We start from the raw sequence: 25,937 nt of genomic DNA on the forward strand, positions 1-25,937 counted from the left end.
TCCCATTGCTTTCGTTGAAGACTTCATGGTTGGGGCCGGTTGACCCAGGCCAAACGTCAATTCGGCGCTTGCCACGGCGTCAAGGCCCGGCCGATCTGGCGGACGGCCGCGCTGCTCGACATTCCGAGCACGCCGATGACCAACATGCCGACGACAATATCGGCGTAGTTTTGCAGCGTGTAGGCTTCCCATGTGTAGTAGCCGACGCCGAACTGGCCGGAGATCATTTCGGCCGTCACGAGGCAGAACCACGACGTTCCCATGCCGATGGCGAGGCCGGTGAGGATGCTCGGCGCGGCGCCGGGAATGACGACCTCGAACAAGATGTCGCGATCCTTCGCGCCGAGGCTTCTGGCGGAGGCGATCAACCGGCTGTCGATCCCAGCGACGCCGAGAATTGCGTTGAGCAGGATCGGAAAAAGCGCCCCGATGAAGGTGATGAACACCATCGAGGCTTCCGCCGAGGGAAACATCAATATGGCGAGCGGGATCCAGGCGACCGCGGGGATCGGGCGCAGCAATTCGAGCGGCGGCATGAGCAGATCCTCGGCGAGGCGCGCCCGCGCGATGGCGAGACCCAGGGCGACGCCGACCACAGCGGCGAGCGCGTAGCCGAGGAAGACCCGCGCAAGGCTGCTTCCAAGATGCGGGAGGAGCTTTCCCGAGCCCGCGAGCGTGACAAAGGAGCTGAAGACGTCCGCTGGCGAGGGGACGTTGGCGAAGGTCACGAAGCCCAGATGCAAGCGGGTCGACGACGCATATTGCCAGGCCGCCGTGAAGACCAGGAGAGAGGCGAGTCGCAACAGCCAACGTCCCGCCAGTTTCTTGAGAGAGGGCGTGGCGGCTCCCGCCGCGGCGGCTCGAAGCGGGGCCGCCCAGGCGCCCGCCCGCTGGAGCCGCGGGAATCGGGCGAGGCTCATGGCGACCTCACGCGCATGGATTCATCGCGCCTCCGCGCCGGAGCCGCGCCGCCGATCTCGTCGACATGGCCGGCGAAACGGCGAAGCCTGGACTCGTCGAGGATGACGAGGCGGGTCCGGCGGATTCCGATCGCGCCCTCGCTCTCCAACCGCTCGAGAGTCGTCGTGATCCACTGGCGAGTCGCGCCGACGAGCTTCGCCATATCGTCATGGGTGAGCGTGCGAGCGATCGAGACGCCGGCTTTCGTGCGTCGCCCGTCGCGCTCTGCCATGAGCAGCAGCATTTGCGCAAGGCGCTCGGAGGCCGAGCGCGTGCCGAGCATGTGGATCATCGCCGAATAGCATTTGCCCTTGTGCTCGAGAGCCTCGACGAGGCCGATCGCGAGATTCGGGATCGTCGACATCAGGCGGCGCAACTCGCGGCCGCGCACATGGAGGACCTGGGTCGCGCGCATGGCCCGTCCCGACCATATGTGGCGGCCGCCGCCAAAAATGACCGGTCCGCCGACAAAATTGCCCGGAGACCAATAGGCGAGCGTGATCTCGCGTCCGGAAGGACCGATGTAGTAGGTCCGCACTTCGCCCGAGCGAATGATGAACATCCCCTGATGCGGATCGCCCTGACGAAAAACGTCCTGTCCGGCGGAGAAGGACAGAACGGAAGAGGCGTTGAGCAGCAGCCTGAGTTCGTCGGGCGCGAGGTTCGCCAAGAGGTCTGGAGCGCCCGCCTCGCGCTCGTCCTCGCGCAAGAAGAGCGAGGACGAGCGCGTTTCCTGGCCGTCGCGGGAACTCATGCGAATTGTCCTCCCTGTCGCTCGAAGGCGCGCCGGCTCTCCTGGCGGATGAGGCGAAGACATTGTTTCTTGGCGTCGGCGAAGGCGGGATCCGCGAAAGAATCCTCCGGGCGCGGTCGCGGCAGGGCCACGGCGAGGTCGAGCAGAACGCGCCCCGGAGCGGCGCTGAACAGGATCACCCGGTCGGCGAGCAGCAGCGCTTCGTCCACGTCATGCGTCACGAAGAGAATCGAGCCGCCTATTTCGTCCCATAGCCGCAGCAGGGTTTCCTGCATGAAGCCGCGCGTTTGCGCGTCGAGCGCGCCGAAAGGCTCATCCATCAGGAGCACGCCCGGGCGATTGATCAAGGCCCGGGCGATTCCGACCCGCTGCTGCATGCCACCCGAAAGCGTCGCTGGATATTTGTCCGCGACGCCGCCGAGCCCGACAAGCTCGAGATGCTCGCGCGCCGCCCGACGCGCCTCCGCGCGCGCCGCGCCCTTCATGCGCGGTCCGAAGGCGACATTTTCAAGCACGGTTTTCCAGGGAAAAAGCGAGTATTGCTGAAACACCATGCCTCGGTCCGCGCCAGGGCCTAGCACCGGTTCGCCGTCGACGGTGACCGAGCCCTCGGGCGTCCGCACGAAACCCGCCACGGCGTTCAAGGCGGTCGACTTGCCGCAGCCCGAGGGGCCGAGCAGGCAAACGAACTCTCCGGGCTCGACCGTCAGATGGAGCCGCTCCAGCGCCGCATGACCGTCATAGCTCACCGAAAGGTCACGAATTTCCACGCGCCCGCGGGCGGACGGCCTCGCGCGTCGCATGGCCTGAATATCCATGTGGCCCCTCTTTAAAATCCTCGGATCATTCAGTCAGCCCATTACTTCTATAGACTAAAATTTCAAATGGAGGCAATTTATTGCCAGACATGCGCGTCGTCGCGGCGGATTGTCGGCGATCTGGCTGGCGGCCTCCCGCTGGCGGCAAGCAAAAGTGACAGCGCGAATGGCCAATCTCGACGACGACGCCAGCTTTTTCGAGGCCGACATTCTCGTCATCGGCGGCGGCACGGCCGGCCCGCTCGCCGCCTTTAAGGCGAAGGCCGCCAATCCGGCGCTCAGGGTCGTGCTGTTGGAAAAAGCCAATGTGAAGCGCTCCGGCGCCATCGCCGTCGGCATGGACGGGCTGAACAACGCCGTCGTGCCGGGTTTCGCGACGCCTGAGCAATATGTCCGCGAGATCACGATCGCCAATGACGGCATTGTTTACCAACAAGCCATCCTCGCCTATGCGCGGCGCTCCTTCGACATGATCCGCGAGCTCGACGATTGGGGCGTCAAGTTCCAAAAGGACGAGAACGGCGATTATGACGTGAAGAAGGTCCATCATCTTGGAACCTACGTCTTGCCCATGCCCGAGGGCGGGACGATCAAGAAGGCGCTCTACAGGCAGCTCCGCAAGGCGCAGGTCCTGATCTCTAATCGCTTCATGGCGACGCGCCTGCTGACGAGCTGGGACGGGCGGGCGGCGGGCGCGATCGCCGTCAACAGCCGCACGGCGGAGCTTCTCGTCATTCGCGCCAAGGCCGTGATCCTCGCGGCGGGCGCGGCCGGGCGGCTCGGGCTTCCAGCTTCGGGCTATCTATGGGGAACCTACGAAAACCCCACCAATTCGGGCGACGGCTACGCGATGGCGCTTCACGCGGGCGCCGAGCTCACAAATCTCGAATGCTTCCAGATCAACCCGCTGATCAAGGACTATAACGGGCCGGCCTGCGCCTATGTCGGCGGCCCTTTCGGCGCCTACACGGCGAATAGCGACGGCGCGCGCTTCATCGAATGCGACTATTGGTCGGGCCAGATGATGCTCGAATTCTACAAGGAGCTCGAGGGCGGCAAGGGGCCGGTGTTCTTGAAGCTCGATCATCTCGCCCCCGAGACGGTGACGGAAGTCGAGAATATTCTCCATCGCGTGGAGCGGCCGTCGCGCGGCCTTTTCCATCAGGGGCGCGGCGCCGATTATCGGAAAGACATGGTCGAGATGCATATCTCGGAAATCGGCTTCTGCTCGGGCCATAGCGCATCGGGCGTTTGGGTCGACGAACATGCGCAAACGACGGTTCCCGGCCTCTACGCCGCCGGCGACATGGCGAGCGTGCCGCACAACTACATGCTCGGCGCCTTTGTGAACGGCGCCATCGCGGGCGAGCATGCGGCCCAATTCGTCGAAGAGGTCCCGCTCGCCGATTACGATCAAGGCCAGGTCGAGGCGGAGCGCGCGCGCGTGACGGCGCCTTTGCGCAACGAGACGGGGTTGCCGCCCAATCAGGTCGAATATAAGATTCGCCGCTTCGTGAACGATTATTTGCAGCCGCCGAAGGTCACGCGCAAATATGAGATCGCACGGAAGCGCTTCGCCGAGATCAGGGCCGATCTGCCGCGTCTGGCCGCGCGCGACCCGCATGAATTGATGCGGGCGCTCGAGGTCCACTCCATTCTCGATTGCGCCGAGATGGCCGCCGCCGCCTCGCTCTATCGCACGGAGAGCCGATGGGGGCTCTATCACTACCGCCTTGATTATCCCGAAACCGACGATCGCGACTGGTTCTGCCATGTCCAGTTGACGAGCGACGGGAAGGGGGGATTCGTCCTTCGCAAACGCCCTGTCGATCCCTATGTCGTTCCCGTCAAGACGACGGAGCGCGACGCCTATCACCGCCTGCGCATTCCCACGCCAGCCTGAGAGTCGCCATGTCCTTCGCGGAAAACCCCTCCGAATTCCCGGTCACGATCGACGCGGAAAAGTGCATCGCCGACAAGGGCTGCACCGTATGCGTCGACGTTTGTCCGCTCGACGTGCTGCGCATCAATCCAGAGACCGGCAAGGCGCATATGCGTTATGATGAATGTTGGTACTGCCTGCCTTGCGCCCTCGACTGCCCGACCAAGGCCGTCACGGTCGCTATTCCCTATTTGTTGAGATGATCGCCATGGCTGGGCAGGGTATTTTCGAAACGCTCTCGGCCGATCTCGCGGAGATCGAAACGCGCCTTGCGAGCGCGGACCCCGCGGAGCGCCGCGTCGCGATCATCGAACTTGCCGAAAGCGCGGAGGCAGCCGCCCAGCCGATGCTGATCCGGGCGCTTGCGGACCCGGACGCCGATGTGCGCCGCGAGGCCGCCTCCGGGCTCGATCAATTTGATGGATTGGAGACGGCGACCGCTCTCGCGGGCGCCTTGCTCGACCCGGACGCGGACGTCGCCGCCGCCGCCGCTTCGAGCCTCGCCGAGCTGAAATCACCGGGCGCCGCGCCGCCGCTTTTGACTCTCATCGTCCACGAGCGAGCTGAGGTCCGCGCGGCGGCCTGGCGCGGCTTGCGCGGCCTGAAGGTGAAGCCGGCGCTCGCGCCGGCGATCGAGGCGCTGAAGGACGTCGATCCGCGCGTTCGCCGCGAAGCGGTCGGCGTCCTCGCCTATCTGAAAAACGAGGCCGCGCTCCCCGCGTTGATCGAGGCCGCGCGCGACCAGGACAGCGACGTGCGCCGCGCGGCGATCTCGGCCCTGGCCTTCGCTCCCGGGGCGGTCGCCGCGGAGGCTGCGCGCGGCGGTCTCGCCGATGAGCATTGGCAGGTCCGCGAAGCCGCCGCCGCCCTTTCGGGGAAGATCAGCATCGCTGACGCGGCGCCATCGCTCATGCTCGCGCTCGATGACGCGTTTTGGCAGGTGCGCGGAAAGGCGGCGCTCGCCCTTGGAAAGCTGGCTTCCGTCGAGGCTATTCCAGCGCTCGGGGCGCTGCTGTCGCATTCCGTCAGCAATCTGCGCAAGGACGCCGCGACCGCGCTCGGCGACATCCGCCATCCGGACGCCTTGCCTTTTCTCGACGCGGTCGCCGACGACGCCGATCCCGACGTTCGCAAGATCGCGCGCTGGTCCGCTCATCTCATTCGCTCGTCCGCCGGGTGACGGCGCCGATCCGGGCCTATAGATCGCGCAGCGAGTCGAGGCGGCGCAAGGGGAAGGGTTGCGCCCTCTCGAAGGCCGCGGACGCGCGCAGCACCGCAGCGTCGCCATATTGCGGACCGACGAGCTGAAGCGCGATGGGCAGTCCGTTCGCGTCGAAGCCTATGGGAATTGACGCGGCGGGCTGCTGGGTGATGTTGAACGGAAAGGCGAATGGCGTCTGCGGCGTGGTTCCGACGCGCGGGGTGAGGGAGGCCTGCACGGGCGAGGCCAAAAGATCGTATTTTTGATGGAAGCGCCGCATCAAGATTCCAAGTTCGAGGCGGCGCTCATTCGCCTCGACGACTTGATTCAACGTTTGCCGCTCGAGAAGCTCGACCCTTTCCCTGATGCCGGGATCAATCAGGGCCAGCCCCGCCTCGCCAATGTCCTTCCGCAGGCGAATTGCGCGCTCGGAATTGATTGCGTCGATGATCTCCGCGGGGTCCTGAAAGCCGGGATCGACCTCTTCGACGATCGCCCCTAGATCCGCCAGGCGCGCTACAGCGCGATCGACCACGGAGACGATCGTCGGATCGACGATGAGATAGCCGAAGTTTCGGCTGTAGGCGATGCGCAGGCCTTTGACGCCTGATTCGAGATTCACCGTCCAATCTGCGCCGTCGCTCGGCAGGCTTGTCCAATCGCGCGCGTCGGGCTTTGCGATCGCATTGAGCAGCAGCGCCGCATCGCTCACCGTCCGCGAGATCGGACCGATATGGAACAGGCTCCCATTGTGGGGGTAGCCCGCCACGCGGCCGAATGTCGGCTTGAAGCCGAAAACGCCGTTGGTCGCCGCGGGGTTGCGGATGGAGCCGCCGCCATCCGTCCCGACCTGGAGAATTCCGAGGCCGAGAGCGGCCGCGACCGCCGCGCCGCCGCTGCTGCCGCCGCTGGCATATTGGCGGTCCCAGGCGTTGGGCGTCACGCCGCCGAGGCGGGTCTCGGTCAGGCCCTTCAGGCCGAATTCAGCGGTTTGAGTCTTGCCCAGAATGATCGCCCCACCTTCGCGCAAGCGCGCGGCGGGGGGCGAGTCCTCCGCCTGGATACTGTCCGCGCTCGCGAGGCTCCCCTTGCGCGTCGAAAACCCCTTGACGTTCAGGAGATCCTTGAAGCCCGTGGGCGCGCCGTCGAGGGGGCCGAGCGGCTCACCGCGCGTCCAGCGCGTTTCCGAGGCTCGCGCCTGAGCCAGCGCCGTTTCGGCGTCGATGGCGCGATAGGCGTTGAAATGCGGCTGCAGCAGCTGGATTCTCTCTAAGACCGCCTTGACGACCTCGACGGGCGAGAATGCTTTCTTGCGATAGCCGGTCGTGAGTTCGAATGCGCCTAGCTGCGTCAGGTCAAAAGTCATGTCAAGATCCGAGGCAATGCCGAAAATTTTTGTGCAGTTTTACTATAGATTTTATATACTATATGTCAATTCCCTGCCCCGCCTCGACCTGGCGCGGGGCCGAGCCATGAGGCCAGCGATCACGCTCGTCGGCATTCAGGCCAATCGAGGCTGGCGAACGCGGACAATTCCATCAACATAACTCCGGGTAGCCTATTTCGGCCGCCTCGCGCTCGATTCGCAGAAGCGATTGGTAGTCCTCGTCTTTCGCCGAGGCGAAACCTGCGATCAGCAGAGACTTTCGAATCGGCTCGAGTTCTGGATCGCTCGCCACTTCCTCGAGAATCTCGTATAGCAAGCGCAAAACTTCCGCGTTCGTTTCCCTGGCGGTAATGAATGGCGGAGCCGGCGCAAGCGCCGATTGACCGATCGTCTTGACCCGAACCGTGAGGTCGGTCCGTAGCTGCTTCAGGTGAGCGAAAGTCACGCAATCGATCGAGGCCAGATCGACAAGCCCTTCCGCGACGGCCTCGACGCTGGCCAAATGAGATCCGGTGACTTCGATCGAGCTGAAAAAGGCTTGCTTTCGCGCGATCGGCGCAATCGCCGCCCGTAAAAGATTCATGCCGGTGTTGCTGTCGAATCCATTGATCGCGCAGGCGCGGCCGCGCAGATCGGCCAGCGTCGCGAACGAGGCCCGGGCGTTGACGATGAAAAAGCTGCGATGTTGCGGCCCCAGGCAACCTTCGGCAGCGTATATCGGCGTCGCTATGGCGCGCGCCCTATTCCTCAAATGTTTCGCAAACGGATAGCCGCAAGCCTGTCCCAATAGAAGGCGCGGATGCCGCCAGATCATCTGATAGTCCGGCGACCTTGTTAGCTCGTTCGGAACACCGTCTATGCCCGCATCTTGCAGTCGCGTTCGGACCGCCCGCCAAAATCGGTCGGTCTCAGGTTCGATTGCAACAAACTCGTACATGGGCAAAGCGGCGATGCGCATGGACGACTCCGATCGGCCTTCTGCCGCTCCCCACTTCAAGGCGAGAACGGATGAATTGGATCGCGGCGCCACATGAACGCATAGCGCCTGGCGACTTCAAAATAGCCATTATACACAAGTCCGCCGTTCTTTTGCAGAATCAGGACGCGATGATCGCGATACCAACCCGGAATGCGGTACCAGGGCAAAGCTGGATGATCGTGGTGAACGACATGAAGATTGTTGAACAGAAAAAGCGCGCCGAGCAGCCTTGCGTTTTCAACGATGGCGGTTCGCTCGGCGATTTTATTCGCTACGCGGTGCTCGGCGAAAGACCGAAGCAGCGACAACGCGTTCGCCGGATATACGATTGCGAAGAGATAGAGCCAAATACTCATACGGCAGACGGCGACGATCCAGAAAAAAGTCACTGTGCATGCGAGCAGGTGAGGAAACCACACCTCGACCGAGCGCCTTGGGTGCGATCGCGCCGCCCTCAACTCTCCTATGAACAAACCCATGGGAACCCATATGGGGCCGAGCGCCAGGCGCCCCACGAGGGTCGACTGCGCGCGAACGGCGAAACGGGCGAGAGGCCCTAAGCGAGACCAGTCCTCGCATGTCCAATATCGAGATTCCGGATCCTGGCGGGGATCCGTTAATGCGTCGTCCTTGTGATGAGCGAGATGAGTTGAATGATAAACGTCATACGGCAGCCAAAAGGCCAGCGGGGCGAAGCCGAGCGCCCGGTTGACGCCTCGCCAGGGAGTCGGATGACCATGAAGAAGCTCATGTTGCAGCGACGAATGCCAGGCGACCAGCCATGCGCCCATCGGCGCCAGCAGCCAAACAGGAAGCTGCGACTGAAAATACGTCGCCGCCAGCCAACCGCCATAGATCACGGCCGCGAGCCCGATCGTCGGCCATTCGATAATGGGCAACCTTTGCTCCAAAATATATTTATTATTTCCATAGAATAACTATATTATAAGCCTCGGGTCAACGTGGAATGTCGCTGACGCTTCAAATGGAGGATCGTCTTAAAACGCCGTGAATTTCTCGCCGGCATCGGAGCCGTCGCCTCTTCGCCGTCCTTGGCGGCGCATGCCGAGGCCGAAGGAAAAGTCGCTACCGCGCTTTATGTCGTCATTGAAGCCAAGCCCGACGAGGGGGAGGAGGTTGCCGAGTTCCTGCGCCAGAGCAAGGCCTTGGTCGACGCGGAGCCCGGCGCAACGGCCTGGTTCAGCATTCAGTTCGGCCCGACGACATTTGCCATCTTCGGCGCCTTTCCAGACGAAGCCGGCCGCCAGGCGCACCTATCCGGCAAGGTGCCGGCCTCCTTGTTCGCGAAGGCCGGTTATTTGCTCGCCGCGCCGCCGACGATTCATAAGGCGGACGTTCTAGCGTCCAAGCTGCCGGGCTGATGTGGACCTCGCCAAGCGACGTCCTCCGGATCGAGGGCTTCGCAAGGCGACTGATAGCTTTGTCAGACCGGAGATACGACATCATTCCGGACGTCGAAGGCTCGAGCGCCGTCACCGACGCGGGACCGCCGAAAATTCCAGGCGCGCCTTGGCCGACGTCGTGGAGCAAATTAGAATGATATTTGAAGCGTTCGTTTGTGCGCGGACTGGAGTGGAAGCCGGAAATCGATTGTCCTCCCGTATCGGATTGTTTGCACTGAAACTGAAATGGCTCCGTCGGCGTCGGCTCGCCTGAGTCGCCCACGCGAAGCGACAGCGGCGCTAGGACAGGCGCGAGCCAAAAGCCGCTTCTTCTGGATGCTACATTTGAGATAGGACGGCGCGGGCGGGCGTTTGGTCGTTGCGCGGCGGATCATGGCGCTGAGGTAATCTTGAATTCGGTGAGTGCCGGAGGAATGACTGGCTTTTCTGAATGCGGCGTTCCCTCTGGCGCCCAATCATAGGGCACGGGTTGAGCGCGGTAGACCCAATTGCTTTGGTTGCCGCCAGTTCCATCCGGAAAGGCGCCGAAATACGGACTGACATATTCCCAAACGATGGCGCCCTTGGGCGTGACTTGAAAGAAACGCCCGTTGTAGCCTTCGTCGATCAGCGTATTTCCGTTGGGAAGCCGCCGCGCGCTGCTGATGAAGCTCGATCTGAAGGTCCAGCCCGGCTGTCCCGAGCTTTCTCCGGTATATTCCCAAACGATCTCTTGCTTGATCGGATCGATCTCCAAGACCCGGGAGCCGCCGATCACCGACAATGTCGCCGGCGGGTAGCCGCCCTCGCCCTGGTTGTCGAAGAGGAGCAGATTGCCCGCGCCCGGCAGGCCCTCCGGAATCAAATGTGCGTCATGTTGGCCGGAGATCTGGTCGACTGGGCGGGGAACGGTCTTCTTGCCGATCGTAAGTTCGTCCACGCGCGGATAATGTGGTCCCAGCGTCCAAACAACCTTGCCGGTCTTCTTGTCGACGATGGCCGTGAAGTTGGCGTTGCGGGAGTCGATGAGAACATTGTCAGGATCGAACCGCTTGTCGCCAGCGGCGAACCAGCGATTGGGGCCGAGGACGCTAAGGTTATTGACGTGGAGATAATCGGCGGTTTTCGCGTTGCGAACGAGATCCAGTTCAGCCGGCGAGAATCCAAATTCCGTGAGATGGTCCGAGGCGATCCACGTCCAGGCAATTTCGCCGTTAGGCTTGATTTCATAGACCACGTCATCGAGAATTTGGGGTTGCGAGAAGCCCGCGACGGGATGAAGCAGATTCGCGAGGATCAAGGTATTGCCATTGGGGAGCCGTCGCCAATCGTGATGTTGCTGCGCCGCGCCGCCCGGAGCCTGATCGCCGCCCCATTCCCAAACTGTTTTTCCGTTCCAATCGATTTCGCCGATCGTCTTTGAGATGTCGAGATTGGCGCGGCCGGGCACGGCGCCGATTCCTTTGGCGTCAATCGTCGACAAGGTGACGAGGAGATGGCCCCTCGCGCCGCCGACGAGGGCGGGATCGAGAGCAAGACTCGGAAATCCAGGATATTTCCACGCGCGCGCGACGACGCCATTGAGATCGATCAGACGGGTGATTTTGTCCGCCCCAGAGAAAATAACAAAGCTGTTGTACGCCTGCGTCGGATCGTAGCGCGTCACCCCGGTTGGATAGACGCTCGGCTCCGCGGTGGCCTGATTGGGGGGAGCAACGAGCAGAAGGTGTGATAGGAGGAGGAACGCAGCCTTCTTCATGGCCGCGCGCGCGCGGCGTGTTTCGCTGTAGCCTTGACCTGCAATGGCGTCAGTCATAGTGGTGCGCCCCTTACTTCACTTGCAACGAATGGCCGCGATCGTCTTCATTATATATAGAAGATGGAATTAATAGAAATATTCGCTGGCGTCTTCCCCTTGTCAAGCTCTCACGCAATCTTGATTGCGTCATCGTCGTGCTCGGAGGCAAGGCCAAGGGTGCGGGCCCATTGGCGGCAAGATATTTTTCGATGGCTCGCGCCTGCGCCTTCCGATTGAGGGCGAAAGATTTTTCCCCGTCCCGTCATTCCGTGAGTTCGGGAATTGTCGTGTTTTTGGGTCTGAAATATGATGGCGATTGATGGCTCTCAAGATATTGCTCATCGATACGGACCCCGAACGCGCATGCGCGCTTGAGGAAAAGCTTTCCGAATCCGGCTTTGCCGAAATCCTGCGCGCGTCCGACGATTTGAACCTCGTGGAGACCGTGGAGCGCGCGAAGCCGGATCTGATCATCATCGACATGGCGCTGCCTGATCGTGACGCGCTGGAGGATATCCGCGCTGTGTCCGCCGCCCATCCGATCGTCATGTTCGCCGGCGGAGACGATCCCGCTTTCGCCGAGGAGGCGATCGCGGCCGGCGTCTGCTCCTACAATCTCTCAGGGGTCGCGCTGCAGGACGTGAAGCCGATCATGGCTTCGGCCATCGCCCTGTTTCGCCGATACAGGCGCGTCGAGGAGGAGCTTACCGCCGCGCGGGCGATGCTGGAGGAGCGCCGCCTTGTCGAGCGCGCCAAGGCGATCCTCATGCAAGGCCGCAAGATGACGGAGCCGGAGGCCTATCGCTGGCTTCAGAAGAAGGCGATGAATGAAAATCGCAAGCTCGCGCATATCGTGGCGGAGTTCGTGGAACGGCACGACTCCGATGTGACGGCGGGGACGCCGGCAGGGAGACAACAGCCATGACCGATGTGGCCTCGTTCTCGGCGGCGCGCGGGTCGCGCGCGCCCAGGATGCGCATTGGCCTGCTGCGCCTCACGGATAGCGCGCCGGTCATCGCCGCACATGAGTTCGGATTCTTCGCCGATGAGGGTCTCGAAGCGGACCTGATGCTGGAGCCTTCCTGGGCCAATATCGCCGACAAACTCGCCTTTGGCTTTCTCGACGCCGCCGTAATCGTGCCGCCTCTCGCCTTCGCTGTCCAACTCGGCCTCCGCGGCGCGGCGCAACCGCTCATCATCCCCTATGCCGTCAGCGCAAGCGGCAACACGGTCACGCTCGGCCGTTCCCTCGCGCAGGAGACCCATGAGCGCGCCAACAGCGAAAGCATCTCGATCGTCGCGGCGCTGGCGGCCTGCTTGCGGGCGCGGCGTGCGACGCTCGGTGTCGTCCATGCCTATTCCACGCATAATCTCTTGCTGCGGTATTGGCTCGCCACGGCGGGACTCGAGGCGGAACGCGACTTCAAGCTCGCCGTCGTCCCGCCGGCCAGCGCGGTCGAGGCTCTGGCCTCTGGGCAAATTGTCGGATTTTGCGCGGGGGCGCCGTGGGGCGACGTCGCACGGCGCGCCGGGATTGGCGCGACGATCGCCACCTCGCGCGATATTTGGCGCCATGCGCCAGAAAAGGCGCTCGCCATTCGCGCGCGTTGGGCGGAGGAACGGCCAGAAGCGCTTGCTGGCGCGATCCGCGCCTTGCTTCGCGCCGCGAAATTCTGCGACAGTCCAGAAAACGCTTCTTACACCGCCGCTCTGCTGTCGCGACGAAGATATCTGGACGTCGATCCGCACGCCATACTCGCCGGCCTGCCTGGCGGAACAGCGCCCGATAAGGGGTGCATTTTCTATCGGGGCGCGGCGACCTTCCCCTGGCGTTCCCACGGGCTTTGGTTTCTGAGCGAGACGCGGCGCTGGGGATTGATCGACGAGAGCGTCGACCTGCGCGCGCTGGCCGAGCGCGTCTATCGTCCCGATCTTTATCGAACGGCAGTCATGCAACTCGGCGAAGCGGCGCCCCTCGCGGACTGGAAACGCGAAGGCGTCTATGACGACGCCTGGCAGGTCGAAGCGACGCCCGCGCCCATCGAAATGCCAGCCGACAGCTTTTGCGACGGCGCCGTTTTCGATCCGGCCGCGGTTCCTGACGCGATCGCGCCTACGAAAAACGCGCTGCACAACCTTTGATCGGATTTGTGCAGTGTTTAAGCACGACCCGTGGCCGCCGCGCGAAACGGCCCTTTTGGAATGGCGGGTCTTTTCAGGCGGGGGCAGGATCGAACGGCGCCAGAAAAAAGCACGATAAAACAAGGGCGGCGCCATTCTCGGCTGGAGGAAGTCTTCCCCTCCGCCTAGTTGCGCAAAGTTTTTGGCGCCGACCTTGCTTTAAATTGATGCATCGGCGCGCGAATTCAAACCCGCCGATCGAAAGTCGCGCAATGGCGGGCGACAGTCGCAGCAATTCGTTTTTCAGCGAGCTAATGGCGGTTCGCATCCGGATGGGATCCGGCAGCGCTAGGCGCTGAAGCTGCGAGCCATAACTATGAAAAGCGCGTTTCTGAAGTCGGGACATCTCCCCACTCTCGTCGCCTGTTTCCTCTATTTCGATGTGAGTTTCGCGGTCTGGGTTCTGCTCGGCCCGCTGGCCGTGTTTATCGCCCAAGACTTGCATCTCGACCCCGGCCAGAAGGGCCTAATGGTCGCGACGCCGGTTCTGGCGGGGGCTCTGCTGCGGATCGTCAACGGAATTTTGGTTGGCCAATGGAATGCGCGGCGGACCGGTCTCGTCATGCAGCTTGTCGTGATCGCGGGCCTGCTCGCCGCATGGCGGCTCGGGCTGCACGGCTTCCCACAGGTTCTCGCGCTGGGCCTCGCGCTCGGCGTCGCCGGCGCCTCTTTCGCCATCGCTTTGCCGATGGTGTCCTACTGGTATCCACCTCAGCAACAGGGAATTGCGCTCGGGCTCACAGGCGCCGGCAATTCCGGGACGGTGTTCGCCTCGCTGTTCGCGCCGGCGCTCGCTGTCGCTTTCGGCTGGCGCAACGTGCTCGGCCTCGCCGCGTTGCCGCTCCTCGCGGTTTTCATTTTCTTCCTCTTTGCCGCCAAAGACAGTCCCAAATCGCCGCCGCGCAAAACCCTGGTCGATTATGCGCGCCTGCTGCGCAAGTCTGATGCGTGGTGGCTGATGTTCTTCTATAGCGTCAGTTTCGGCGGATTCGTCGGTCTCGCGTCCTTCCTGCCGATCTACTTCCACGACCAGCACCAGCTTTCCGCGGTGACAGCGGGCTATTTCACGGCCGGTTGCGTCTTTGCAGGCTCGTTCGCGCGGCCCTTCGGCGGCGCGCTCGCCGATCGCGTCGGCGGCACGCGCGCGCTTTCGGTGATTTATGCCGTCGTCGCGGTCACTTTATTCACGGTGGCTAAAGGCGCGCTGCCCGCCTTTGCCGTGCTCGCAACCGTCGTCGTCGCGATGACGGCGCTCGGCATGGGAAATGGAGCGGTGTTCCAGCTCGTGCCTCAGCGCTTCGGACGCGATGTCGGCCTGATGACTGGATTGGTCGGCATGACCGGCGGCGTAGGCGGCTTCTATCTCGCCGCGAGTCTTGGCTACGCCAAACAGTTTAGCGGCAGCTATGACGTCGGCTTTGGCGTGTTCGCGGTTCTGGCCATAGCGGCGTGGGGCGGCGTCGCTGCGGTGCGCCTTCGCTGGCGGGAGGACGCCGCGATGCTCGCCGGCGTCCGCGTTTAAGGAGGGCGTCGACATGAACATGATCTCAGATCCCCGCGAACGACTCGTCGTCATCGGCAACGGAATGGCCGGGATGCGCACGGTCGAGGAGCTGCTGAAGCGCGAGTCCGGGCGACGGTACCAGATCACCGTGTTCGGAGCCGAGCCGCACGTCAACTACAACCGCATCATGCTGTCGAGCGTCCTCGCAGGCGACAAGACCGTCGATGAGATCGTCATCAATTCACGCGAATGGTATGACGACAACGGCATACGCCTTTTTGCCGGCGACGCGGTCGCCGCGATTGACCGGAATGCGAAAACAGTCACCGCCGTGAGCGGCCTCTGCGTTCCCTACGATCGCTTGTTGATCGCCACCGGCTCGCGTCCGCTGGCCCCGGCGATTCCGGGCCTCGGCTTGCCCGGCGTCTGCGCATTCCGCGATCTCGCCGATGTCGACAAAATGCTGGCGGCCGCGCGCGTGCATAAGCGCGCGGTCGTGATCGGCGGCGGGCTGCTCGGCCTTGAAGCAGCCTGGGGCCTCAAGCAGCGCGGCATGTCGGTGGCGGTTGTTCATCTGATGCCGACGCTGATGGAGCGTCAGCTCGACGCTGCCGCCGGGCAGCTCCTGCAACGCGATCTCGACCGCCGAGGCATCTCGTTCTTCACCGACGGCCAGACCGAAGAGATCATGGGCGTCGCGCGCGCCGAAGGCGTGCAGCTCGCGGACGGCCGCGTCATTCCCGCCGATCTGGTTGTCCTCGCCATTGGCATCCGGCCCAACATCGATCTGGCGCGCGCGGCGGGACTCGAGGTCAATCGCGGCGTCGCCGTCTACGACGATATGCGCACCAGCGACCCGGACATCTTCGCGGTGGGCGAATGCGTCGAGCATCGCGGCGAGGTGTTCGGCCTGGTCGCGCCTCTGTGGGAACAGGCGAAGGTCTGCGCGGCGCAGCTCGGCGGCGACGAGACCGCGGCGTTCGCGAGCCAGGCGCTTTCGACCAGCCTCAAGATCACCGGCGTCGATGTTTTCTCCGCCGGCGCGCTGATGGCCGCCGACGAGAACGACGACGAGATCACGCTGCGCGACGACTCCCGAGGTCTCTACAAGAAGATCGTGTTGCGCGACGGCAAGCTGGTCGGCGCCGTGCTCTACGGCGACGTCGCCGACGGGCAATGGTATCTGCAGCTGATGCGCGACAACGTGGATGTGGCGGAATTGCGCGAGCGTCTCGTATTCGGCCGCGCCGTCGCCGAGGCTGTAAGCGCCAAACCTATTGGCCCAGATTTCGCCGCCATGCCGGATGACGCGCAGATCTGCGGCTGCAATGGAGTCTCCAAGGGCGCTATCGTCGGCGCCATACGGGGAAAAAATCTGGCCTCTCTGGAGGACGTGCGCGCCCACACCAAAGCCTCCGCCTCCTGCGGCCAATGCACTGGCCTCGTCGAGCGCCTGCTCGGCTTTGCCGCGGGTGCCGCCGCCAAACCGGCCAAAAAGACGCTGTGCGATTGCGCGGACGCCGGCCATGACGAAATTCGCCATGCGATCGTCGCGCAAAAGCTCAAGACGATGCAGGCGGTGCGCGAAGCGTTCGGCTGGAAAAAAAGCGAGGGTTGCCACAAATGCCGGCCCGCGCTCAACTATTATCTCCTCTGCGCCTGGCCCGACGAATATAAGGACGATTCGCGCTCGCGCTTCGTCAATGAGCGCGTGCACGCCAACATTCAGAAGGATGGCACCTTCTCGGTAGTGCCGCGCATGTGGGGCGGGCTCACGACGCCGGCCGAACTGCACGCCATCGCCTCGGTTGCGGAGAAATTCAACATACCGACCGTTAAGGTGACGGGCGGCCAGCGCATTGACTTGCTCGGCGTCAAGAAGGACGACCTGCCCGCCGTCTGGAGCGATCTCAACAAGGCGGGCCTAGTCTCCGGCCATGCCTACGCCAAGGGCCTACGGACGGTGAAGACTTGCGTCGGCAGCGAATGGTGCCGGTTTGGCACGCAGGACTCGACGGGTCTCGGCGTCAAGCTCGAGAAGATGTGCTGGGGGTCGTGGACGCCGCACAAGGTCAAGCTCGCGGTTTCGGGCTGTCCGCGCAATTGCGCCGAGGCGACGATCAAGGATCTCGGAATCGTTTGCGTCGAGGCGGGCTACGATATCGTGGTCGGCGGCAATGGCGGCGTCGAGGTGCGGGTCTCGGACTCCTTAGCGCGCGTCGCGACGGAAGAGGAAGTGCTGGAATATGCCGGCGCCTTTCTCCAGCTTTATCGTGAGGAGGCGCATTATTTCGAGCGCACGGCGCCCTGGATCGCGCGCGTCGGAATCGCCTATGTGAAGCGACGTCTCGTCGAGGACGGCGAGGGCCGGTGCGGTCTTCATGCGCGCTTCCTGCATTCCCAGACCTTCGTGCAGCACGATCCCTGGGCCGATCGGGCGAAGGGCGCCGACGCGCATGAATTCGCGCCGCTCCTAGCGCTCGCGGAGGCGTGACATGGATCTTGTCTGGAAGAACATCGGTGCGCTAAGCAACATCCCGGCGCAGGGAGCGCGGCGACTCTGCATCGGCAAAAGTGGACCGCCGATCGCCGTTTTCCGAACCGGCGAGGACCGTGTCTTTGCGCTTATCGACGAATGTCCGCACCGGCGTGGGCCGCTCTCGGAAGGCATTGTTTCCGGAACGACTGTCGCCTGTCCCCTCCACAATTGGGTGATCGATCTGACGTCGGGCCTCGCCCTTGGGCTGGACGAGGGCGGCACGCCAATTCTGCCGATTCGGATCGTGGCTGGCGAGGTGCATGTCGGCTTGTCGCTCGCGGCCGGTGAGTCGGCGTGACGACGCTCCAGACCACCTGCCCATATTGCGGCGTCGGATGCGGCGTTGTGGTGGAGAACGGCGCGCTCGGGGGCGATCGCGGCCATCCGGCGAATTTCGGGCGGTTATGCTCGAAAGGCGCGGCGCTCGAGCATACGCTTGCGCTGCCCGATCGACTCACCGTGCCGTTGATGCGTGGCCGGGAGGCGAGCTGGGACGAGTCGCTCGACTTCATCGCGGCGGAGTTCACGCGCATCCGCGAAACGCATGGGCCGGATGCGATCGCCTTTTATGTCTCCGGCCAGTTCCTCACCGAGGATTACTATGTCGCCAACAAGCTGATGAAGGGCTTCATCGGCTCGGCCAATATCGACACCAATTCACGCCTTTGCATGGCGTCGTCGGTCGCAGGCCATGTGCGCGCTTTCGGGGAAGACATTGTGCCCGGCTGTTACGAGGATCTCGAGGAAGCCGATCTTGTCCTCCAGGTCGGCGCCAACATGGCCTGGTGCCATCCGGTGCTCTACCAACGCCTGATGGTTGCGCGGGACATGCGCGGGACGAAGATCGTCAATATCGATCCGCGCCGCACCGTCACCGCCGAAACTGCCGATTTGCATTTGCCGCTTGCTCCGGGGACGGACGTGCTGCTGTTCAACGGGCTTCTAACTCATCTCGCCGAAGTGGGCGCGCTGGACCACGATTGGCTCGCAGCACATGTCTCTGGCTTCGACGAGGCGCTTGATGCGGCGCGGCGCTCGGTGCCGTCGATTGCGTTTGTAGCGGCGGCGGCGGATCTCGCGGCCGAGGATGTGCGCGCCTTTTACGATCTCTTCGCTCGGACCGAGCGGGTGGTGACGCTCTATTCGCAGGGCGTCAATCAATCCGTGAGCGGCGCCGATAAAGTCAACGCGATCCTCAACTGCCATCTCGCCGCCGGCCGCATTGGGCGCGCCGGCATGGGGCCATTCTCGTTGACCGGACAACCCAACGCGATGGGGGGGCGCGAAGTCGGCGGTCTCGCCAACCAGCTCGCAGCGCATATGGCCTTCGCGCCCGCGGACGTCGACCGCGTGCGCCGGTTCTGGAGCGCGCCGAACATTGCAAGCAGACCCGGCCATAAAGCCGTGGACATGTTCGAAGCCGTTGCGGACGGCCGTGTCAAGGCGATCTGGATCGCCGCGACCAATCCTGCCGACAGCATGCCGCGCGCCGGACGCGTGCGCGAGGCGCTGGCGAAATGTCCCCTCGTGATCGTCTCCGACGCTTGGCCGACCGACACAACCGCGCTCGCCCACCTCGTTCTCCCCGCCGCGGCATGGGCCGAAAAAGATGGAACCGTGACAAATTCGGAGCGGCGCATCTCGCGCCAGCGCGCCTTCCGCGCCGCGCCGGGCGCGGCGCGCCCCGATTGGTGGATGTTTGCGCAAGTGGCGCGCCGCATGGGCTGGGAGAGAGAATTTTCCTATGCGAGCGCCGCCGACATCTTCCGCGAGCACGCCGCGCTCTCGAGTTTCGAAAACGAGGGTGCCCGCGTCTTCGACATCGGCGCGCTCGCCACGCTCGACGCCGCCGCCTATGACGCGCTTGCCCCCGTGCAATGGCCTTGTCAGAAACTTGGCGGCGGAAGGTCGGGCCCGCGCCTCTTCGGACAAGGCGGCTTCCCCACGCCTGATCGCCGCGCGCGCATGATTCCGATTGTGGTTAGGTCGGAGGGCAGGCCGGCTGACAATCTACTTACGCTCAACACGGGCCGCATACGCGACCAGTGGCACACGATGACGAGAACTGGCCGCGTGCCGCATTTGATGACGCATATCGCCGGCCCGCGCCTTGCGCTGCATCCGCGCGACGCCGCAGCGCGTGGGATCGAAGATGGCGGGCTTGCGCGGATCGCCAGTCCACATGGAACCGCGGTGCTGCGCGTGACGATCGACGCCGCGATGCGCACGGGCGACGTATTCGCTCCGATGCACTGGACGGACCAATTCTCGTCCGCCGGCCCCATCGATCGACTGGCGCACGCCGTGATCGATCCGGTCTCCGGTCAGCCGGACCTTAAGGGGACCAGGGTTCAGGTCGTAGCCGTTGCTGAAAGCTGGCGCGGCCTGCTGTTGCGCCGCTCCGCTGGCGATCTTGCATTCGGCGAGAACGTGCATTGGTCCAAGGCCCCGATCGCTACCGGCTTCGCCTTTGAGCTATCCGGCCATGCGCCTCTTGCGGAGCTCGTTGTTTCCGAACAGGCTCTGCGGCGACTTCTTCGGGCGCCGGCCGAGGCCGAGCTCGTCTCCTATTCGGACCCGAAGAGATCTGTGTTCCGCTATGCAGCGCTGTTGGACCGTCGTTTGGAGGCTTGTGTGTTCTTTGCGACGCCACGCGCGACTTTCGCGGAGGCCGATCGGGCGGCGCAAATGCTGGGCCGGATTCTCGAGCCAACCGCCCGGCTTTCACTGCTGGCCGGCGTCGAAGCGTGCGTCGCGCATGTCGACAAGATCGTCTGCTCCTGTTTCTCGGTTGGCGAGTCAGCCATTCGCGCCGCGATCCGTGCCGGAAAGTTCATATCCGCCGCCGAGATCGGCGCCGCGCTTCGCGCGGGAACCAATTGTGGATCCTGCGTCCCCGAACTGAAGAAGTTGCTGACGGAATCCGCCCAGCTTCACGAGGCAGCATGAGGGCGCCGTCAAGCTAACATGCGCTAGGTACATAATGCCTGACATGTGGCAGGAGAGGAATAAGGCCCCCGCATTTGGAGTGATTTGCTTTGGTGCTGGTGAGCCGCCGGGCGCACAGCCGATATTAAAAGAATCGTCTGGGAGCAGCCGATACGCGCGCCATCATTGGTGAAGCATCGTGATCGTGGCGGACTGGTAGCCGGCGCCGGGCGTCAGGAAGCGGCGAAGCTGCTCCTTGGACTGGTCCTGGGCGCGCCCTTGCGCGGCGACGGCGGCCGTGAGGTCGGCGAGCTGCTGCGCCTGAAGGGCGAGGATCTGATTGCCCGCCTGGGTCGCTTGAAGCGCGCCGGTCGCCGACTGGCTCGACGTCACCAGGTTCGACATCTGGGTGCGATTTGTATCGAGATTGCCGACGACGCCCGCCTGCACCCGCATCGCATCCTGCAGAGCCGCGACGGAATTCTGCCAGCGCTGCTGGCGTTGGCGATCAGCGCCTGATTGGACTGGCCGGCGTTGTTGAGTTCGGCGGCGATGGCGTTCGCAGAGGCTTTGCCTTGAAGGCGGATGTTGGCGATGATCGGGGCAACCTTGGAGGCGAATGCGTCGGCTTTCTCTCGCACGGACGCCGCCGCTTCCGCGTTCCCCCTGCCCGCCAAATGCGCCGCTCCATTAGGGTTGCCTAGTCGCGTCCCTCGGGCCTTCGCAATGGCGAGCGCCGCCTTGGTCCGGGCGGAGATGGCCTTCCGCTCTTGCTCGGCGACCAACGCCAAGATGCCGATGGTTAGACTGTTAGCCGTGGGATTGTCGCAAGCGATGAACTCAACCCCGGCCCGCTCAAGGCCAATCAGGAAATGCGCATCGCGGGAGAGGCGGTCAAGCTTGGCGATCGACAAGACGGCGGCATAGGCGCGAGCCTCGGCGATGGCCTTCGCCAAGGCGGGACGGTCATTGCGTTTGCCGCTCTCAACTTCGACATGCTCGCTCAACAAGGAGTCCCTGGAGGCCGGCCAAGGCCAGCGGAGGCCGAAGTCTTCATGGCTATGGGGTTGTCGCCAACCACCTCCACTCATGAAGGCCAGTCTTTGAGGGAAGCCGAAGAGGCCATCGGCGAGGGATGACACCTCCCATTGCCGCAATGGATAAATCGCCGAGGGGAGGCCTAAGCGGAACTGGCCTATAAGGCGATCTTTCTCGGCTCCTTGAAGGCCAACCTCTCAAGCGGCCCATTGTGGTGGTGGGGGAGGTGGCGACCTCCATCGTCTCAAAGGCCTAAGCCACCAACGCAAAGACCCTAAGGCTATGGGCGGTTCACCACCAACCCTCCCTCCTTTAAGGCCAACCCACTAGGCAATCTCATTTTGAACTGACAAGGCAGCCTTTAAGACTAACCTTAGAGATAGAACCCCCTTGGCCTGTTCGTAAACACTTTCTGTTAGAGATGAACCTTGGGGGCCTCCAGTTATCTGAGACTTTTGATCTGCCTCGCAGTCGCTTACCTCCAATTCTAAGCCCCGTGCTAGTTATTGCGTCTTGCCTCTGAGACCGTGGGAGTGCGCAACTCCCCTGATAGAGGCCGACCATAGAGGCTTTCCTTGCGGCTTCCCCGTTTATGCAGAGTTTTGATTCCGGCCCTCTAGGAGACCGCAGGACGGCCATCAAGCCGCCTGTGATGGGTACCCTAGCGGGAGGCCTCGGCGCGGTCATCCTTCGCGGCTCTCGCGGCCTTGACGTAGGTGTTCGCAGTGCGGGGCTCCACGATAAGATTATGGCGGCAAAGGTTGAGCGGGTTCTCGTCCAAGTATGTGACTTGCTCCTTGTGGCGCTTATGGATGCGGAGAACGAACCAAGCGGCTTGTTTGTTGTTACTCCGCTTCCCACTCCTCCAGTTAAAGCGAACGTATTTGTTTCCGCTCTTTCCATCTGAATTGAGCGACCAGTTCAGCGTTGTTCCATAAGCCTTGATGCGCTCAAAGTCGTCGGCATAGAGGAAGCACGTCTCTCCGCTCGCCACGGTGACTTCGACAATCTTCCGCTTGAAGGTGAACTCGCGCTCTATTGGCGCAGAGGGCGGACGCTTAGGCTCCATAGGCCTTCTCCCACATGATCTCGACAGGACCGGCCCCAACAAAGAGGGTCTTCGCGATGTTGCTTGCGGGGCGATAGCTCCAGAACCACCCGTCCGCGCGGCTTTTCCAGCAACCGCACCAAGCACTTGACAAGCCGGAAATACATTTGAAATCAGCATATTGCGAAAGTGCCCCAGACGCGATGTGCCCCAAGACCCGCCGTTAATGTGCCCCAACGGGGCCTTGACCGGCCGCCTCCTTTCCGGCCTCCTAAGACTACGCCTTGACGGCTATCGAAAGCCGTCATCCCCTCAAAGGCGCGCCTCATTGGAGACCATCGCTCATGTTGAAAATCGAAATTAGGTTGAAACCGCCAGAGCTTGAAATCGAGTGCGGACGCCGCACGCTCCGCATCGGGCCAGACTCCGGTTGCAGGAACCATATTATCAAATTAAGCCATTGATATTATGTATAAAATTAAAATACTAAAAAGTTTATACCAACAAATATACCAACAAAATTTCGTGCTTAACGATGCACTTCCACCCTTCAAAGAGCACCGAGCGCGCCGCGAGCCAGCTTGAGGATGAATCCGCCCGCGTGCCGAATACATGGGCATGGGCCGACGAGGCGCGTCAAAGGGCGAACCGCGCTCCTGTTGACGTTTAGGCCGGGCAATCAAGCGGTCTCTAACGAGCACCCATAGTTTTGGCTTGTTTGCGCGGTGCCGGGGAGAGCATATTCGCGCCATTGAGGACCAAGCACGAATCACTCGATAGTGGAGCACTCGAAGAGTTCGAAATGGACGGTTTGGACTATTGGCGTCTATGCGATGAACTTAGCGTAATTCAAGCAGCATTATTGATTGCTGGTTGCGAACCTACGAGTGATGCTCAATATAGAGCTGAAAAGTTCACTGATAAAAAGCCCACAGGTTACGAGGCGGCACTGACTGCGATTTCAAATGCCCTCAGACGCGGCGCGATCACCGGGAAATGTATTCCACTTTATGAATATGACATGAATAGCAACATCTGCGGAGAAGTTGCGCACTCTGTCGATATTTATACATCTCGGATCGAAGTCGATTCGCTTCGAGCATGGCTAAGCAAACGGGGCTTAAAGACAGGATTTTTCTTTCCAGAGCTAACGTTTTCGCAGGAATATCTTAATCCTAAACATCCGCGATATGCACCAAAACTTGCTGCTGCGATTTTTGCTTGGTTGGCGACCGACGGTGAATGCGCCACCAAGGGCAAGTCGCCGAAGCAAGCACTCACAAAATGGCTTCGCGAAAATGCACGTGAGTTCGGATTGACAGACGATGACGGCAAGCCAAATGAAACCGGGATTGAGGAAGCTGCCAAGGTCGCAAACTGGCAATTAACAGGTGGAGCGCCCAAGACACCCGTTGGATAACCAACCTACTAATTAAGCTATTGTGATTATTGTATTTTCGCAATCGACTCCTGTTAAACCGAGACTTCGTTCCAGCCAAACCTTCCCCTCCTAACTCAGATTTTCGGCGCGGGTTTTCGTAATCCGTACAGCTATTGCTTGTGGATCGGACGGCCGAGGATCGCTTCACCTCACCTTGGACCGGAGCGATCCAAAATGCACAGACTGCCCGAAGTCGGCTACCTTCGCCTTTCCCAAATCATCGGCGATCCAAACCAACAGCCGCCGATCCCGGCCATTATTCCCGTCGGCAAATCGACTTGGTGGCAAGGCGTTCGCGACGGTCGCTTTCCTAAGCCGATTAAGATCGGGGCGCGGGCAACGGCCTGGCGCGTCGAAGATATCCGCGCCCTTATCGACCGCCTGGGGCGCTAAACAGTGGCGAATCGCCGGCATAGCTCGCGGCACGTCAAACGGCTGCGCACCTACAATGTTCGCGAAGCCGCTAAGGCGACCGGCTCGACGCCCGGAACCGTGCGCCATTGGCACAAGAGCGGCCTCGAAGGCGTCGCTGGCGTCTATCCCCTCATTTTTCGGGGCGTCGACATCATCGCTTTTCTGAAGCGTCGCGACGATGACCGCAAGCGGCCTTGCGGGCCGGGCCGTATGTATTGCTTTCGCTGCAAGGTGCCAAAAAGGCCCGCTTTTGGTGAAGTCGAATTTTGGCCGGACGGGCCAAAGCTCGGAACCCTCAGGGGGCTTTGCCCGGATTGCGCCGCAACCATGAACAAGCGCGCCTCCCTAGCCAAGCTTCTAGCAGCGACGGGCGATTTGACGGTTTCAATGCGATGCGCGGAGTCGCGCCTAATAGGGACGCCCAAACCCAGTTCTAATTCGCACTCCGAGAGGGGCTGAAAACCCATGCGAAAGTATTGCCCAGAAAACGAGCGCGTGAAACGCGACTACGCCTTCTTTCTGGAGGCTGCAAACGGCAAGCAATGCGCTACGGTCGATGCGGCTTTACGAGCCATCGAACGCTTCGAATTGTCGACCAATCTGAAGCCGTTCCGCAAGTTCCATGTCGAACAGGCCCGCTCTTTCCGAGCCCGGCTCGGAGAAGAAACCGGCGCTAGCGGAAGACCCCTGAGCGCGGCGACGATCGCTTCAACGCTCAAGCACCTGCGGAACTTTTTCCTTTGGCTTTCGCGCGAGCCGGGCTTTCGGTCGGCGCTCAACGCCAATGACGCCAACTATTTCACGCCGTCCGAACAGGATTTGCGCGTCGCCACGGCGCGACGGGAAAAGCCTGTTCCGACGCTTGAGGAAATCAAGCACGTCCTGGCGCTCTTGCCCGCCGAGACGGCAATCACGCAGCGCAATCGGGCGCTGATCGCCTTTGCGATCCTCACCGGAGCGCGCGACGGCGCCCTGGCCTCGTTCCGCTTGAAGCATGTGGACATGAAGGCGCAAACCGTCTTTCAGGACGCGCGAGAGGTGCGCACAAAAAGCCGCAAGACCTTCACTTCCACATTCTTTCCGGTCGGGCCGGAGCCTGTCGCCATCGTCGCGGATTACATCGCCATGCTAAAAGGCGAACTCGGCTTCGGGCTGGACGATCCGCTGTTTCCGTCGACGCAAATGGGACGTGGCGCGGACAGGGGATTTGTCGCGGAAGGTCTGTCGCGGGAGCCATGGAGCGGCGCGGAACCGATACGGCAGATTTTCCGCGCGGCTTTCGAGCGTGCGGGCCTGCCATATGCGAACCCGCATTCCTTTCGCAAGACCCTCGCCCTTCATGCAGATTCGCTCAATCTCACGCGGGAAGAGGAAAAGGCCTATTCACAAAATTTCGGCCATGAAAGCGTCTGGACGACGCGCGAGAGCTACGGAACCTTGCCCGCGCATCGGCAGACCGAAATCATGCGCGCGCTCGCAAAGCCGCGCCGTGATATCTTCCCACCCGGATTGAATATCGAGGCCCTCAAGGCCTTTGTGCGGAGCGTCGAGACGATAGACGGCGCCTAGCGGAGTGGATCATAGCGCGCGCTCGAATTTTCT

The 25,937-nt window shown here is 62.3% G+C and carries 21 protein-coding genes and 2 pseudogenes; 13 read left to right on the top strand and 10 right to left on the bottom strand.

The genetic code is table 11. The features are described from left to right. Positions 1 to 56 precede the first annotated feature (56 nt). Genes METAC_RS0117420 through METAC_RS0117430 form a run of 3 tightly spaced genes read right to left on the bottom strand, consistent with a single transcriptional unit; the run spans position 57 to position 2,532 of the window. Positions 57 to 920: an ABC transporter permease gene (locus tag METAC_RS0117420; protein WP_084143749.1), complete on the bottom strand. Its 864-nt coding sequence runs from the start codon at positions 918 to 920 to the stop codon at positions 57 to 59. Then, a complete protein-coding gene (locus METAC_RS24290) occupies positions 917 to 1,714 on the bottom strand; it encodes a Crp/Fnr family transcriptional regulator (RefSeq protein WP_084143751.1) in 798 nt (265 codons plus the stop codon). Before METAC_RS24290 ends, METAC_RS0117420 begins: the two co-directional genes overlap by 4 nt. Further along, a complete protein-coding gene (locus METAC_RS0117430; protein WP_051335657.1) occupies positions 1,711 to 2,532 on the bottom strand; it encodes an ABC transporter ATP-binding protein in 822 nt (273 codons plus the stop codon). The genes METAC_RS24290 and METAC_RS0117430 overlap by 4 nt, the downstream gene beginning before the upstream one ends. 166 nt (positions 2,533 to 2,698) lie before the next feature. On the opposite strand from METAC_RS0117430, the gene METAC_RS0117435 reads away from it, so the two are divergent. Genes METAC_RS0117435 through METAC_RS0117445 form a run of 3 tightly spaced genes read left to right on the top strand, consistent with a single transcriptional unit; the run spans position 2,699 to position 5,654 of the window. Beyond that, entirely contained in the window at positions 2,699 to 4,435 is a 1,737-nt protein-coding gene (locus METAC_RS0117435) for a fumarate reductase/succinate dehydrogenase flavoprotein subunit (protein WP_026608020.1), read from the top strand. 8 nt (positions 4,436 to 4,443) lie between these two features. Further along, entirely contained in the window at positions 4,444 to 4,677 is a 234-nt protein-coding gene (locus METAC_RS0117440) for a 4Fe-4S dicluster domain-containing protein (protein WP_026608021.1), read from the top strand. 5 nt (positions 4,678 to 4,682) lie between these two features. Beyond that, positions 4,683 to 5,654 carry a HEAT repeat domain-containing protein gene (locus METAC_RS0117445; protein WP_051335872.1) on the top strand — a complete coding sequence of 324 codons (972 nt, stop codon included), beginning with the start codon at positions 4,683 to 4,685 and terminating at the stop codon, positions 5,652 to 5,654. 16 nt (positions 5,655 to 5,670) lie between these two features. On the opposite strand, the gene METAC_RS0117450 is transcribed toward METAC_RS0117445, so the two are convergent. The 3 genes from METAC_RS0117450 to METAC_RS24295 all read right to left on the bottom strand — a co-directional run bounded on the left by METAC_RS0117450 (position 5,671) and on the right by METAC_RS24295 (position 8,940). After that, on the bottom strand, positions 5,671 to 7,041 hold the full coding sequence (locus METAC_RS0117450) for an amidase (RefSeq protein ID WP_026608023.1): 1,371 nt from the start codon (positions 7,039 to 7,041) through the stop codon (positions 5,671 to 5,673). Between the two features lie 172 nt (positions 7,042 to 7,213). Then, positions 7,214 to 8,020, bottom strand: coding sequence for a phosphate/phosphite/phosphonate ABC transporter substrate-binding protein (locus tag METAC_RS0117455; protein WP_026608024.1), 807 nt, complete (start codon positions 8,018 to 8,020; stop codon positions 7,214 to 7,216). 35 nt (positions 8,021 to 8,055) lie between these two features. Further along, positions 8,056 to 8,940, bottom strand: coding sequence for a fatty acid desaturase (locus METAC_RS24295; protein WP_245257513.1), 885 nt, complete (start codon positions 8,938 to 8,940; stop codon positions 8,056 to 8,058). Between the two features lie 153 nt (positions 8,941 to 9,093). Here METAC_RS24295 and METAC_RS0117465 point away from each other — a divergent pair, with 153 nt between their 5' ends. Further along, positions 9,094 to 9,423 carry a putative quinol monooxygenase gene (locus tag METAC_RS0117465; protein WP_051335658.1) on the top strand — a complete coding sequence of 110 codons (330 nt, stop codon included), beginning with the start codon at positions 9,094 to 9,096 and terminating at the stop codon, positions 9,421 to 9,423. Positions 9,424 to 9,835: 412 nt separating this feature from the next. Here the strand turns inward: METAC_RS0117465 and METAC_RS0117475 are convergent, their stop codons facing one another. Further along, positions 9,836 to 11,260 carry an aryl-sulfate sulfotransferase gene (locus tag METAC_RS0117475; RefSeq protein ID WP_245257514.1) on the bottom strand — a complete coding sequence of 475 codons (1,425 nt, stop codon included), beginning with the start codon at positions 11,258 to 11,260 and terminating at the stop codon, positions 9,836 to 9,838. Positions 11,261 to 11,561: 301 nt separating this feature from the next. On the opposite strand from METAC_RS0117475, the gene METAC_RS24300 reads away from it, so the two are divergent. The 6 genes from METAC_RS24300 (at position 11,562) to METAC_RS0117510 (ending at position 20,415) form a co-directional block, all read left to right on the top strand. Then, complete coding sequence (locus METAC_RS24300; protein ID WP_051335659.1) at positions 11,562 to 12,167, top strand: ANTAR domain-containing response regulator; 606 nt, start codon at positions 11,562 to 11,564, stop codon at positions 12,165 to 12,167. After that, on the top strand, positions 12,164 to 13,384 hold the full coding sequence (locus METAC_RS24305; protein ID WP_051335660.1) for a CmpA/NrtA family ABC transporter substrate-binding protein: 1,221 nt from the start codon (positions 12,164 to 12,166) through the stop codon (positions 13,382 to 13,384). The genes METAC_RS24300 and METAC_RS24305 overlap by 4 nt, the downstream gene beginning before the upstream one ends. 355 nt (positions 13,385 to 13,739) lie before the next feature. After that, a complete protein-coding gene (locus METAC_RS0117495; RefSeq protein WP_026608028.1) occupies positions 13,740 to 14,945 on the top strand; it encodes a nitrate/nitrite transporter in 1,206 nt (401 codons plus the stop codon). A gap of 13 nt (positions 14,946 to 14,958) precedes the next feature. Next, the gene (nirB, locus tag METAC_RS0117500; protein ID WP_026608029.1) at positions 14,959 to 17,421 is read left to right on the top strand and encodes a nitrite reductase large subunit NirB; all 2,463 of its coding nucleotides are present in this window, start codon (positions 14,959 to 14,961) and stop codon (positions 17,419 to 17,421) included. A gap of 1 nt (position 17,422) precedes the next feature. Next, positions 17,423 to 17,764, top strand: coding sequence for a nitrite reductase (NAD(P)H) small subunit (locus METAC_RS0117505; protein ID WP_036255696.1), 342 nt, complete (start codon positions 17,423 to 17,425; stop codon positions 17,762 to 17,764). Next, positions 17,761 to 20,415 (top strand): nitrate reductase, encoded by a 2,655-nt coding sequence (locus METAC_RS0117510; protein ID WP_026608031.1) that lies wholly within the window; start codon positions 17,761 to 17,763, stop codon positions 20,413 to 20,415. The genes METAC_RS0117505 and METAC_RS0117510 overlap by 4 nt, the downstream gene beginning before the upstream one ends. Positions 20,416 to 20,577: 162 nt before the next feature. Here the strand turns inward: METAC_RS0117510 and METAC_RS27180 are convergent. The 3 genes and pseudogenes from METAC_RS27180 to METAC_RS0117525 all read right to left on the bottom strand — a co-directional run. Further along, a pseudogene (locus METAC_RS27180) lies at positions 20,578 to 20,930 on the bottom strand (TrbJ/VirB5 family protein); the annotation flags it as partial. A 183-nt stretch (positions 20,931 to 21,113) separates the two neighbouring features. Further along, positions 21,114 to 21,485: pseudogene (locus tag METAC_RS27185) on the bottom strand (recombinase family protein); the annotation flags it as partial. Positions 21,486 to 22,093: 608 nt separating this feature from the next. Further along, positions 22,094 to 22,501: a hypothetical protein gene (locus tag METAC_RS0117525; protein ID WP_026608032.1), complete on the bottom strand. Its 408-nt coding sequence runs from the start codon at positions 22,499 to 22,501 to the stop codon at positions 22,094 to 22,096. Positions 22,502 to 23,282: 781 nt separating this feature from the next. Between METAC_RS0117525 and METAC_RS26565 the strand changes: the two genes are divergently transcribed. From METAC_RS26565 to METAC_RS0117540, 3 genes are all read left to right on the top strand, one after another. Beyond that, complete coding sequence (locus METAC_RS26565; RefSeq protein ID WP_156898264.1) at positions 23,283 to 23,900, top strand: hypothetical protein; 618 nt, start codon at positions 23,283 to 23,285, stop codon at positions 23,898 to 23,900. A 195-nt stretch (positions 23,901 to 24,095) separates the two neighbouring features. Next, on the top strand, positions 24,096 to 24,314 hold the full coding sequence (locus tag METAC_RS0117530; RefSeq protein WP_026608033.1) for a helix-turn-helix transcriptional regulator: 219 nt from the start codon (positions 24,096 to 24,098) through the stop codon (positions 24,312 to 24,314). Positions 24,315 to 24,830: 516 nt separating this feature from the next. After that, on the top strand, positions 24,831 to 25,904 hold the full coding sequence (locus METAC_RS0117540; protein WP_245257515.1) for a site-specific integrase: 1,074 nt from the start codon (positions 24,831 to 24,833) through the stop codon (positions 25,902 to 25,904). The last annotated feature ends 33 nt before the right edge of the window (positions 25,905 to 25,937 follow it).

It is taken from the genome of Methylocapsa acidiphila B2, from assembly GCF_000427445.1.
Taxonomy (GTDB): Bacteria; Pseudomonadota; Alphaproteobacteria; order Rhizobiales; family Beijerinckiaceae; genus Methylocapsa; species Methylocapsa acidiphila.

Excerpts from the sequence above, each read along its gene's own strand:
- METAC_RS0117420 (WP_084143749.1), bottom strand. The coding sequence starts at position 920 with ATGAGCCTCGCCCGATTCCCGCGGCTCCAGCGGGCGGGCGCCTGGGCG.
- METAC_RS24290 (WP_084143751.1), bottom strand. The coding sequence starts at position 1,714 with ATGAGTTCCCGCGACGGCCAGGAAACGCGCTCGTCCTCGCTCTTCTTG.
- METAC_RS0117430 (WP_051335657.1), bottom strand. The coding sequence starts at position 2,532 with ATGGATATTCAGGCCATGCGACGCGCGAGGCCGTCCGCCCGCGGGCGC.
- METAC_RS0117435 (WP_026608020.1), top strand. The coding sequence starts at position 2,699 with ATGGCCAATCTCGACGACGACGCCAGCTTTTTCGAGGCCGACATTCTC.
- METAC_RS0117440 (WP_026608021.1), top strand. The coding sequence starts at position 4,444 with ATGTCCTTCGCGGAAAACCCCTCCGAATTCCCGGTCACGATCGACGCG.
- METAC_RS0117445 (WP_051335872.1), top strand. The coding sequence starts at position 4,683 with ATGGCTGGGCAGGGTATTTTCGAAACGCTCTCGGCCGATCTCGCGGAG.
- METAC_RS0117450 (WP_026608023.1), bottom strand. The coding sequence starts at position 7,041 with ATGACTTTTGACCTGACGCAGCTAGGCGCATTCGAACTCACGACCGGC.
- METAC_RS0117455 (WP_026608024.1), bottom strand. The coding sequence starts at position 8,020 with ATGCGCATCGCCGCTTTGCCCATGTACGAGTTTGTTGCAATCGAACCT.
- METAC_RS0117475 (WP_245257514.1), bottom strand. The coding sequence starts at position 11,260 with ATGACTGACGCCATTGCAGGTCAAGGCTACAGCGAAACACGCCGCGCG.
- METAC_RS24300 (WP_051335659.1), top strand. The coding sequence starts at position 11,562 with ATGGCTCTCAAGATATTGCTCATCGATACGGACCCCGAACGCGCATGC.
- METAC_RS24305 (WP_051335660.1), top strand. The coding sequence starts at position 12,164 with ATGACCGATGTGGCCTCGTTCTCGGCGGCGCGCGGGTCGCGCGCGCCC.
- METAC_RS0117495 (WP_026608028.1), top strand. The coding sequence starts at position 13,740 with ATGAAAAGCGCGTTTCTGAAGTCGGGACATCTCCCCACTCTCGTCGCC.
- nirB (WP_026608029.1), top strand. The coding sequence starts at position 14,959 with ATGAACATGATCTCAGATCCCCGCGAACGACTCGTCGTCATCGGCAAC.
- METAC_RS0117505 (WP_036255696.1), top strand. The coding sequence starts at position 17,423 with ATGGATCTTGTCTGGAAGAACATCGGTGCGCTAAGCAACATCCCGGCG.
- METAC_RS0117525 (WP_026608032.1), bottom strand. The coding sequence starts at position 22,501 with ATGGAGCCTAAGCGTCCGCCCTCTGCGCCAATAGAGCGCGAGTTCACC.
- METAC_RS26565 (WP_156898264.1), top strand. The coding sequence starts at position 23,283 with ATGGACGGTTTGGACTATTGGCGTCTATGCGATGAACTTAGCGTAATT.
- METAC_RS0117530 (WP_026608033.1), top strand. The coding sequence starts at position 24,096 with ATGCACAGACTGCCCGAAGTCGGCTACCTTCGCCTTTCCCAAATCATC.